Below are 10563 nucleotides of genomic sequence, written 5' to 3'. Positions count from 1 at the left end.
TTTTGACAAGCAGAAACCGCAACCCGATTTTCAGGGGCTCCCCGGGGCTCGGGAGTTGTTAAAAAGACCCCGCCCCCTCCCCCCCCCCACCTGTGGCGTGGGGATTTATCCCCGCTGGGCTGCGCAGCAGCCCCCAAACCAGGCAGCTCGGTGTACCAGTCATATTGAGTGCGCTGCTTTGGGGCCGCTTCGCAGCCCAGCGGGAGCAAGCTCCCTCGCCACGGTCATCAGCATCAACCGCTTTGGTCATCCGCTTGGGTTTTTCCAGGCGCAGCCACCGCTTGTTCCCTATCCCCGCCACATGCCCACCCACCTGTGGCGAGGGAGCTTGCTCCCGCTGGGCTGCGCAGCAGCCCCCAAACCAGGCTACTCGGTGAGTCAGGAAGATTGGGTTCGCTGCTTTGGGGCGGCTTCGCCCCCCAGCGGGAGCAAGCTCCCTCGCCACGGTCATCAGCATCGTCCCGCATCAGTGGACCCCACGGTCGGCATGACCGTTTATCGCCCGTAAAAAATTTGATAGCTTCAGTTCTCGCCTTACCTGCCGTTATATCGACTTGTTGCCGGCCCGATACGTGTTTCCTCGCCTGGCAATTTCGCGACAGTGACCTGGCTAAACACAACAAGAGACCTGGCGAATGGACGACGGACGATACGAAAGGCAGGCAGCGACGGCGGGGGGAGCGGCGGCGTCCGAGCTGTTGCCGCATATTCTGCTGATCGACGATGTGCCTGAAGATATCCGCGCCACGCTCATTTTGTTGAAGACCCAGCCCTGGCGCATTTCCCTGGCCAGTGACGCCTACCAGGGTTATCAACGGGCACTGGCCCTGCGCCCGGACCTCATCGTCCTGGATGTGCACATGCCGCAGATGGACGGTTTCAGCCTGTGCCGGCTATTGCGCGAGGCACCGGCCACCCGGCACATCCCGATCCTGTTCCTGTCCTCGGCCAACACGTCGTTGGAGCGATTGGAAGGGCTGACCGTGGGCGCGGTGGACTACATCCCCAAATCCTGCGCCCCCGAAGAAGTCCTGGCACGTATCAAGATTCACCTGCAATTGACCTGGCGCGCGCCACCGGCCGTCCATGAAAGCCCCGCCGATCCGGAGCCGCAAGGCGATGAGATCGTGCTGCGCGCGGCGATGCGACTGATAGAAAACCAGCTGGACGACATGCCGTCCCTGGGCATGCTTGCGCAAAAAGTCGGCACCCATGAAAAACGCCTCACCGCGATTTTTCGCGAGCACCTGGGAATGACCGTGTTTGCCTACATTCGCGACGCCCGACTGCGGCGCGGCCAGGACTTGCTCTGCGAAAGCGCCATGAGCGTGCAGGACGTCGCCGAACTGGTGGGTTTTCGCAACGCCTGCAACTTCACCACCGCCTTCCGCCAGCGCATCGGCATGACGCCCAGCCAGTTTCGCCAGCAAGCCCTGGGTATCGCTGAAACCGAGTCGGCCGGACGCGCCTGATGCGGCTTCTACAGTTTCTGCTCCTGACGATAACGTTGTTATCCACAGGCCTGGTGCATGCGGCGCCTGTGGATATCTGCCGAGCTGATCACCTCGACTTGATGCCCGCGATACAGATTTTCGAAGACACCCAGGCCCGCATGAACCTGGAAGACGTCACTCAACTGCCCGAAGAACGTTTCAAAGCCGCGACCCCAAGCTGGCCGACCCAAGGCTACAGCCGCTCCGCCTTCTGGCTCAAATTACTACTGACTAACTCAAGCGCTGCGGCATGTTCGCGCCTGTTGGTGATCGGCGCGCCGCGCCTGGAAGACATCCGCGTCTACCAACCGGGAAGTGTTGCCCACGGCGGAGCCGCCTATCCCTTGGTCGAATGGCCCCGGCCGGCGGCGCGTCAGCCTGCATTCCCGGTAACATTGGCGGCAGGGGAGAGCGCCACGGTGTTTGTCCGCGTGGCGAGCCACTTCCAAATGTTGCTGGAACCGGAACTGTGGTCCGAGCCAGCACTGCTGCGCAGTCAGCAACAGACTTACCTGAGCGACGGACTCAGCCTCGGCATTGTCCTGCTGGTGGTACCGTTCGGCTTTATCGTCGGCTGGATCCTGCGCTCCCGACTGCTGAGCGTGAACGCGGGCGCGGTATTGAGCTACATCCTGCTGACCTGCATCCTCAACGGCTACTTGATCTATTGGCCCACCGCTCTCGGCTGGACACGCGAGCTGCTGACCTGCGCCAGCGCGTTCTCGTTTGTACTCTTCCTGGCCTACATGCGCGTGCTGTTGCAGGTAGCCCGTCTGCCCAGAGTCATCGGCTGGAGCTATTGGGTGCCGCTGCTGGGCTGCATCCTCGGCCGACTCTGGTGGCTGAAGATCGATCCGGTCCAAGGCGCGAAAATCGTCCAGATATCCCTGATGAGTTTCTACGGCGCGCTGCTCGCCACCCTGTTTATGGCCTGGCGCAGCAGGCTCACGTACAGCTGGATGGCCTGGCTGGTGCCGACGCTACTGCTTGGGCAATTGCTGATGCGGATTTTCTTCCCGCAAGAACAGCTGCCCTGGCAATCGCCGGAAAGTAAATACAGCCTGTCGTCCACCTTGGCGGGCGTGGCGTTGCTGGTGTGCACATTGATCATGGAAGTCGCCCGCAGCCGCAACCGCGAAAAGCACGCCCTGTCGACGCTCGAACAACAACGCCAAGCCGAACAGGAACGCCTGGAAAGCACTGTGGCCCTGCGCACGTCACAGCTGCGTGAATCCCTCGCGGCGCGCAGTGCGTTGATGGCGCGGATCAGCCACGACCTGCGCTCGCCGCTGGTGCGCATCATCGACTACGCACGCCTGCTGCACGCCGGGCCGAACCGCGACTATCAAGCCACCATCGAGCGCAACGCCCGCCAACAACTGGAACTGATCGACGAGATGCTCGAGTTCTCCCGTGGCGAACTGGAGCAAATGCAACTGACCCTCGCGCCTGCCTATCTGTACGGCTTCCTCCAGGAGATCACCGACGAGGCCGGCTTCCTCGCCGCGCGCCAGGGCAACAGTTTCAACGCGGTGCTGGCGCAGGACCTGCCGCCCCTGGTGGAGGCTGACTTCAAGCGGCTTCGGCAGGTGCTCATGAACCTGTTGGCGAACGCGGCAAAATTCACCCGCGACGGCCAGATCCGTTTCGAAGTGAGTTGTTCCCCGGGTACCGCCGCTGACACCGTGGAGCTGCGCTTCAGCGTGATCGACACCGGCATCGGCATCGACCCGCAAGAATTCGAACAACTGCTGCAACCGTTCCGCCGTGGCCGCAACGCGCAACGCTACGAAGGTAGCGGGCTGGGCCTGTCCATCGTCACGCAACTGCTGGAGCGCATGGACAGCCGTCTCGAACCCCAGGCCACCGGGCAGGGCAGCCACTTCAGTTTTCGCCTGCAACTCAAATGCGCCCAGGAACACGACCTGGAGAATGGCATCGTCGACAATAACTTCACGCCGCTCGATGGCCAGGGCAAACACGTGCTGCTAGTGGACGACATCGAACAAAACACTGAGTGGCTCTACGACCTGCTGGCCGGCTACGGCTTCGACGTCAGCATCGCGGCGAACGGCAAAGACGCCTTGGCCTGCCTGGCTGATCAACCGGTCGACCTGCTGATCAGCGACCAGATGATGCCCGGCATGGACGGCTGGGAACTGCTGCGCCACGTGCGCGACCGTGGGCACGATCTGCCGGTGATGCTTTATTCAGCGGTCCCGCCACGCAGGCCGGAAGGTTACCCACAAGCGCTGGCCTTCGACGCGGCACTGCTCAAGCCCGCCGACAGCCGCGAACTGCTGGCACGGATCAATACATTGCTTTGCCCGGACACGGAGCATCGCGAAATGGCCCGGGAGTTCTAGCATGCCGGGTCTGGGTTATCGGCTGCTCTTGCTCGGCGGCCTCTTCGCGTTGCCCTGGGCATCGGCCCATGCCGCGCAAGAGGCGCCTGGCGCCCTCACGCTCGACGAAACCACCGTCACCGCTCGCCGCCGCGAAGAAGACCCGCAAGACGTGCCGATCCCGATCAACGTCCTCTACGGCGAGCAGCTGGACGAAGCCGGCCTGCATCGACTGCAAGACATCCAGCAACGGGTTCCGGGCCTGGTGGTCTCCGGTCACGATGCCCGTTACGCCGGCTTCGGCCTGCGCGGCTTCGGCGCCACCGCCTACAACGATGGCCTGGAAGGCAGCGTCGGCACCTACGTCGATGGCGTTTACCAGGCGCGCCAGGGCATGGCGTTCACCGAGTTGATGGACATCGAACGTATCGAAGTCCTGCGCGGCCCCCAAGGCACCTTGTTCGGCAAGAACACCACCGCCGGCGCGTTGAACATCATCACCAAACAACCAACGTTCCAGCCCGAAGCCAATCTCGAAGCGACTTACGGTGAGCGCGGTCTGCGGGAATATCGCGGGACGTTTTCCGGGCCGTTGCAAGACGACGTACTGGCCGGGCGACTCAACGTATTCGACGGCGCCAGCGAAGGCGCCGTGGAGAACCTGCAAGACGGCAGCCGCCTCGGCGATTCCGACAGCCAAGGCCTGCGCGGCCAATTGCTGTGGACGCCGAACAGCGACTTCAGCGCCCGGCTGATCGCCGACTACGCCGAGCAAAACGAAGCCGGCAACGTCCTGCTGGTCAATCACTACAGCGAGCAAACCCGCAAGCGCGCCCAGTTCGCCGGCTATCCACTGGCGGAGCCTGATCCTTACAAACGCGAGTCCCGCATCGACGCGCCGGGCCATCCGCGAACCCTGCAAAACGGTGTGTCGCTGGAATTGAATTGGGACCTGGACGAGGCGATGCGCTTGACCAGCATCACCGCCTATCGCGACTGGGATTACCGCGCCGACCGCGACGGCGACAGTACCGCACGCTCGGTGATGCAATCCGAAGCCGCATTGGACCACCGACAGTTCAGCCAGGAATGGCGCTTGTCCGGCACGGCCGGCTCGTCCGTCGACTATGTCGCCGGCCTGTATTACCTGCGTCAACAGCTCGACCGCGAGATCAACGTCGAATACGGCCCGGACGCCGCGCCCTGGTTCGTCGGCGACCAACTGGAGGCATTGCAAAAAATCTTCGGCGTCAGCCTCACCGATCCGAGCCAGGTGCCTTCGGTGCTACTCGATGGCGCCCGGCAACGCTACGACGGCGAACAGAAGGGCGACAGCCGCGCCATTTTCGGCCAGCTCTCCTGGCGCCCGATCGACCTACTGGAACTCACTGGCGGCCTGCGCTACAGCCAGGAGCGCAAGGACGGCTGGATCTCCCGCGACGTCAGCAACCTCGCCCCGCTGACGGGTTTGCCCCCGGTGTTCCAGGCCGGTGGGCAACTGCTGCGCGACATCGCCCTCGGCAGCGCTTATTACCGCGAAGACTCGATCAAAGAAAACAATGTCTCAGGCCTGCTCAGCGCCAGCTACCGCTTCACCGACGCGGTGATGGGCTACGTCAGTTGGTCGCGGGGCTACAAGGCCGGCGGCATCAACTTCGACGTGATCGGCCCGTTCACCGCGCCCACCTTCGAGCCCGAGCGGGCCACGTCCCTGGAACTGGGCATGAAAACCCGCTTCTGGGATCAGCGCGCCTTGCTCAACCTCGCCGTCTACCAGACCGACGTCGACGATTACCAAGCGCTCACCTACAGCCCACCCACCTCGCTGTTCGCGCCCCCCCTGCGGGACAACCTGATCAACGTCGGCAAAGTCCGCCTGCGCGGCATCGAACTCGATTCGGCCTGGCAACTCACCCCCCGACTCACTGGGCGCCTGGGCGTGGCCTGGAGCGACGCCCGCTACCGCAGCTTCCCCAACGCCCCATGCCCGCCGGCCTCGGGCCAATGGACCTGCGACCTCAGCGGCGAGCGCCTCTACAACGCCCCGGAATGGAACCTCAGCAGCGGCCTCGACCACACCCACCCGCTGCCCTATGGCCTGGAGCTCTACAGCGGCATCGACTACAGCTTCCGCACCGGCTACTCCGGCACCCTCGAAGGCGGCGAAGGCAGCTACCAACCCAGCTACGGCCTCACCAACCTGCGCCTGGGCCTGCGCAGCCAGGACCGCGCCTGGGAAGTGGAAGGCTGGGTGCGCAACGTCTTCGACCGCCAGTACATCACCGCCGTCTACTCACTGCTCGGCGCCGGCGACTACGGCGTCATGACCGGCAGCGAACGCACCGTCGGCACCACCGTCAGGTTTCGCTATTGAGCGAAATAAACCGCGTCGGACAAAACGCCAAGCGATTGCCGCCGGCCTTCTTCGACAGATACATGGCCTGATCCGCCTTACTGATCAACCCATCGATCTCCTGCCCATGCTCAGGAAAAAACGCCACCCCGATACTCGCCGCGATCTCCACCGTCTGCGCGCCAATCAAAATCGGTGCATTCGCCGCCGCCAGCATCCGCTTGAGCAACGGCTCGCTGTCCGCCACCGCCTGCAAACCCACCAACCCCGCGACAAACTCATCGCCCCCAAGGCGCGCCAACGTATCGCCGTCCCGCAACGTCGCATTGATCCGCGCCGCGACAATCTGCAACACCCGATCCCCCCAGTCATGCCCATAACTGTCGTTCAACGCCTTGAACCCATCCAGGTCAATAAACGCAATCGCCACCTTCTGCTGATGAATCCGCGCCTTGCTCAACGCCTGCCGCATCCGCTCGGCCAACAACAACCGATTGGGCAACTGCGTGAGCGCGTCATACCGGGCATCGCGCTCCAACAACTGCAGCCGCTGCTTCATCTGCGTCATGTCGCCGAGCAGCGCCACGTAATGCTGAACATTCCCGTGACGGTCATGCACGGCGCTGACGCTGATTCGCGATGTCATCTCCCGGCCGTCCTTGTGGTTGCTTTGGATCTCACCGGACCAATGGCCGTGGAAATCCAAGGCGTTTTTCATCGGTGCGTAAAAGGCGGTGAGGCGACGGACCATACGATGGGAATTCAACTCGCGGCCCTGCACCTCTTCCTGGCTGTAGCCGGTGAGACGGGTGAAGGCCTCGTTGACGGCGATGACCCGACCGTAGGGGTCGACGAGGATGATGCCTTCGCGGGCGTGGCTGAATACGGTGGTGGCCAGCTCTGGGCAGAGGGTGTTGATGCGGCTGTCCGATGTAGCTTCGTTACGGGTGGCCGGCCATATGTTGGAATCGAAGCCTTGCTGGGCCAGGTAGGTGGCCAGGGAGGAGAGGGATTTGTGCAGGCGGGTCAGGGCATTCGTGGCGAGCCTGGCGTTGAGGCAATAGCTGCGAATGAAGGTGCGTAGGTTCATGGGAGGTACACGGGGCTCGGGTTGCAGCGCTTGGGTGAGTGAAGCAGGCATTATCGAGACGGGGAGTGGGAGGGGCGTTTGCTGGAGGGGATGGGGGCTTTGCGGGAAGGGATGGAATGAAAAGATATTCGGCGCGGATATATTAGCCTAGGTGGCGGTGTAGGTCGGAGACGGTGATGGAGACCAGCGACATCCACGTGACCTGGAAGTAACGTGAATGGTGCATGGGCTTCGCTGACCCGCCAAATACAAACTCATATTAACCAGGTAAAAACTCAAATTTACCTGCTTTCTGTGTCGGCTTTTTTTTAGTTAGTCTTTCGACTAAGTCTGATGGAGAAAGGTACAGGTTTTTTCTACCATCCTTTGTGTTCATAAAAAGTTTTAAGTCGCACAAGCCGTTTAGGTGAGTTCTAGCTGTGTTTTCCGAAACGTCGTAGCTGCTGGAGATTTCCTTGACAGTAAAAATTCTACCAGGCTCCTTTGCTCCTTTTTTAACAAGGTCTTTTTGAATGAAGTTGAGTAGTGAGTTGTACTTGGTTGTCTCTAAAAGCTTGACTACCTGTTGGAATTCATTGGACCTGCTTTCCAGGTAGGTCTGCAGTTCCTCAAAAGCTTTAAGTATTATTTCAACTTGAAAATCTATGAAGTAAGTCAGGTCGTTTTGGTCTTTCTCTGTGTACAAATAGGATAGGCCATATCCCTTTGGGTTGTCTTTAAGAAGTTTGCTTATGGACACATATCTGAATAGTTCATAATCGCACTTCAGCATATACCAATAAAAAAGTGCCCTGGCGGTTCTTCCGTTACCGTCTCTGAATGGATGTTCGTATCCAATCATGAAGTGAAGGATGATAGCTTTGATTACCGGGTGTATAAATTCGCATCCGTCATCACCCGAATGATCTTCGTTAGCAAACCCACACAAAGCTGACAATCTTTCAGGGATTTTTTCAAAAGAAGGAGGTTGATAGGCAATTTCATTGTCGTTATCTGAAACGTAAATGTCATTGCTTTCTCTGAATGCACCGGGGATAACGTTGTTTTCAGTTGTGCCCTGCGTTGCGATTCGGTGGAAGTCTAAAATCAAATCCAATGTAAGAGGATCATCTCTAGTATGCTCTGCATGCTTTAAAAGCAGATAGTTGTTCAAGATCATCCGCTCGTCTTCGTCTAAAGGAGCGCGATCCTCCTCTAGCATTTTTTTTGCGACTTCTCTAGTTGTCGATGCCCCTTCAAGCTGAGCGCTCGAAATGGCCTCTTCCATGATTAATGAAGATACAAGGAATTTGCTTTGCAGACTTTCAGGGGCTTTGCTTCCTGCAATGGAAGCAACGCTTCCGCCAGCAAGTTTTACAATTCTATGGAGCTTAGAGTCTACAGAGTGCGGAATACAATAAGTGAAAACCTCTTTGCCATCGCTCAGCAGTGCCAATGGTTTCATTTGCATGTATCTTTTGAATTTTACAGCGTACCAAATGTCAGTTGCTTCCGCTCTTGGCACCCGCCACTTGAATTTATCCCAGTGAAGATAGTTACCCTTCGCATCAGTTATATCGTATTGCCCTAAATATTTTCCGATTTTTTCAAAGTCGATTTTTGCTGGATCAAATTTTGGAGCCCGCTCTACACTAGGCTTTGCCATGGCATTACTCAATTTTTAAAATTTGCGTTTGATGGTTCGATACTGGCACAGTTCAGCTCAAAGTCAAGGCGCTTGGACACCTCTCCTACCTCGGGACAGTAGTCAGTGCCGTACGGCTCCAAAATCTTCCGCAATCGTTGCGTTTTGGGCATCCCGCATTGCTTTTCGAAATGTGTAGCTTCCCTTTATGACTGTCAGGCTCAGCTGACGCTGCATTTGCTTCCCATGGATGTCCATTGGGTTCCAGACGCAACATTCCTTTGTGGGAGCGAGCTTGCTCGCGATAGCGGTGCGTCAGTCAATCAGCGAGCGTTAAGCGGCACCGGCTTCCTAGGACAAGCCCGCCCCGCGCAACTTAGACCCCTTTCAATGAGCAATCTGGTCGTCCACCGTCAACACAACCCGGCCAAACCTCGCGTTCTTATCCAACGGCGTAATCGCCAATAAACGATCAAGACGAATCTCCCGTCGGCCCTCCGCCGTTTCGACCTCAAGAAATTCCTCCCGCGTGGAAGCGGTCCGCGTGGTAATCGCCCGAGCCGTCACGCGTTGGCCCTCAGTCAGCTCGATGTCCAGCGTGTAGCCGCACAGGCAGGCAATCTCCAGATAGTCATGCATGTCACAGTGCAGCGGTTTATAGGTGTCCATCTCACGCCTCGCCGTTTTGCAGTTTGAGAATGAAGTGAAGCGACCGACAGGTTGACGTTTTGAGTCGCCACCCGCCGGGTCGCAGGGCAGGGCGAATCAGAGAAGTTGCTTCAGCATCGCTTGCAACCGGTCATTCCCCGACTCGTCGAGCGGAAACACCGGCAAGCGCGGGTCGCCGACTTCCAGGCCGAGGGTGCGCAGACCAGCCTTGATGGTAGCGGGCAAGCCGCCCTTGAGGATGAAATCCAGCAGCGGCAATTGACGATAGAACAGCGCCCGGGCTTTGCTCAGGTCGTTGGCCAACACGGCCGCGTACAGGTCGAGATTGAGTTGCGGGATAAGGTTCGGCGCGGCGGTGCACCAGCCCTTGGCACCGGCCGCGAAGGCTTCCAGCGCCAGTGGGTTGCAGCCGTTGTAGAACGGCACCTGGCCTTCGCCCAGCAGTTGCAGCTTGTGCATGCGCTGGATGTCGCCGGTGCTTTCCTTGACCATGGTGACGTTGTCCACAGCGTTGAAAATTCGCAGGATCAAGTCCACGGACATGTCGATGCCGCTGGTGGCCGGGTTGTTGTAAAGCATGATCGGCACATCGATGCTGGCGCCGATGGTCTGGTAGTGCCTGAGGATTTCCGCCTCGCTCAGTTTCCAATAGGAAGCCGGCAAGACCATCACCACATCGGCGCCGTGATCCTGGGCGAAACGCGCGCGGCGCACCGCTTTGGCGGTGGTCAAGTCAGACACGCTGACCACGGTCGGCACCCGGCCGGCAACGCGGGCGATGCTGAATTCGCTGACCTGATCCCACTCCGCGTCGCTCAGGTAAGCGCCTTCGCCGGTGCTGCCCAAGGGCGCGATGGCATGCACGCCGCTGTCGATCAGGCGGTCGATGGACCGGCCCAATGCGTCCAGGTCCAAGCCTTGGCCGTCGGTGGAGAAGGGCGTGATGGTGTAACCGATGATGCCGTGGATGTTGGGGGTAGACATGGCGT

General features: G+C 59.5%; 7 protein-coding genes. 3 read left to right on the top strand and 4 right to left on the bottom strand.

The annotated features are described in order from the left end of the window. Nucleotides 1-635: 635 nt before the first annotated feature. From J3361_RS01730 to J3361_RS01720, 3 genes are read left to right on the top strand one after another with little or no spacing between them, the layout of a single operon-like run. Nucleotides 636-1472 (top strand): helix-turn-helix domain-containing protein, encoded by an 837-nt coding sequence (locus tag J3361_RS01730; RefSeq protein ID WP_243458694.1) that lies wholly within the window; start codon nucleotides 636-638, stop codon nucleotides 1470-1472. Next, nucleotides 1472-3859: a 7TM-DISM domain-containing protein gene (locus J3361_RS01725; RefSeq protein ID WP_207961824.1), complete on the top strand. Its 2388-nt coding sequence runs from the start codon at nucleotides 1472-1474 to the stop codon at nucleotides 3857-3859. The genes J3361_RS01730 and J3361_RS01725 overlap by 1 nt, the downstream gene beginning before the upstream one ends. Before the next feature lies 1 nt (nucleotide 3860). Further along, nucleotides 3861-6212: a TonB-dependent receptor gene (locus J3361_RS01720; protein WP_207961822.1), complete on the top strand. Its 2352-nt coding sequence runs from the start codon at nucleotides 3861-3863 to the stop codon at nucleotides 6210-6212. Here the strand turns inward: J3361_RS01720 and J3361_RS01715 are convergent. The 4 genes from J3361_RS01715 to J3361_RS01700 all read right to left on the bottom strand — a co-directional run bounded on the left by J3361_RS01715 (nucleotide 6196) and on the right by J3361_RS01700 (nucleotide 10558). Then, nucleotides 6196-7281, bottom strand: coding sequence for a sensor domain-containing diguanylate cyclase (locus tag J3361_RS01715; RefSeq protein ID WP_207961820.1), 1086 nt, complete (start codon nucleotides 7279-7281; stop codon nucleotides 6196-6198). The genes J3361_RS01720 and J3361_RS01715 overlap by 17 nt on opposite strands. Before the next feature lie 259 nt (nucleotides 7282-7540). Beyond that, nucleotides 7541-8926 carry a Fic family protein gene (locus J3361_RS01710; RefSeq protein ID WP_207961818.1) on the bottom strand — a complete coding sequence of 462 codons (1386 nt, stop codon included), beginning with the start codon at nucleotides 8924-8926 and terminating at the stop codon, nucleotides 7541-7543. Between the two features lie 366 nt (nucleotides 8927-9292). Further along, on the bottom strand, nucleotides 9293-9574 hold the full coding sequence (locus tag J3361_RS01705; RefSeq protein ID WP_207961816.1) for a Rho-binding antiterminator: 282 nt from the start codon (nucleotides 9572-9574) through the stop codon (nucleotides 9293-9295). 96 nt (nucleotides 9575-9670) lie between these two features. Then, nucleotides 9671-10558, bottom strand: a complete 888-nt coding sequence (locus tag J3361_RS01700) for a dihydrodipicolinate synthase family protein (protein ID WP_207961814.1) — start codon at nucleotides 10556-10558, stop codon at nucleotides 9671-9673. Between the last annotated feature and the right edge of the window lie 5 nt (nucleotides 10559-10563).

The sequence above is a fragment of the Pseudomonas sp. OA65 genome (genome assembly GCF_017498305.1).
GTDB lineage: Bacteria > Pseudomonadota > Gammaproteobacteria > Pseudomonadales > Pseudomonadaceae > Aquipseudomonas > Aquipseudomonas zanjanensis.
This window is presented reverse-complemented; position numbering and strand designations above follow the sequence as displayed.

Excerpts from the sequence above, each read along its gene's own strand:
- J3361_RS01710 (WP_207961818.1), bottom strand. The coding sequence starts at position 8,926 with ATGGCAAAGCCTAGTGTAGAGCGGGCTCCAAAATTTGATCCAGCAAAA.
- J3361_RS01705 (WP_207961816.1), bottom strand. The coding sequence starts at position 9,574 with ATGGACACCTATAAACCGCTGCACTGTGACATGCATGACTATCTGGAG.
- J3361_RS01720 (WP_207961822.1), top strand. The coding sequence starts at position 3,861 with ATGCCGGGTCTGGGTTATCGGCTGCTCTTGCTCGGCGGCCTCTTCGCG.
- J3361_RS01700 (WP_207961814.1), bottom strand. The coding sequence starts at position 10,558 with ATGTCTACCCCCAACATCCACGGCATCATCGGTTACACCATCACGCCC.
- J3361_RS01730 (WP_243458694.1), top strand. The coding sequence starts at position 636 with ATGGACGACGGACGATACGAAAGGCAGGCAGCGACGGCGGGGGGAGCG.
- J3361_RS01715 (WP_207961820.1), bottom strand. The coding sequence starts at position 7,281 with ATGAACCTACGCACCTTCATTCGCAGCTATTGCCTCAACGCCAGGCTC.
- J3361_RS01725 (WP_207961824.1), top strand. The coding sequence starts at position 1,472 with ATGCGGCTTCTACAGTTTCTGCTCCTGACGATAACGTTGTTATCCACA.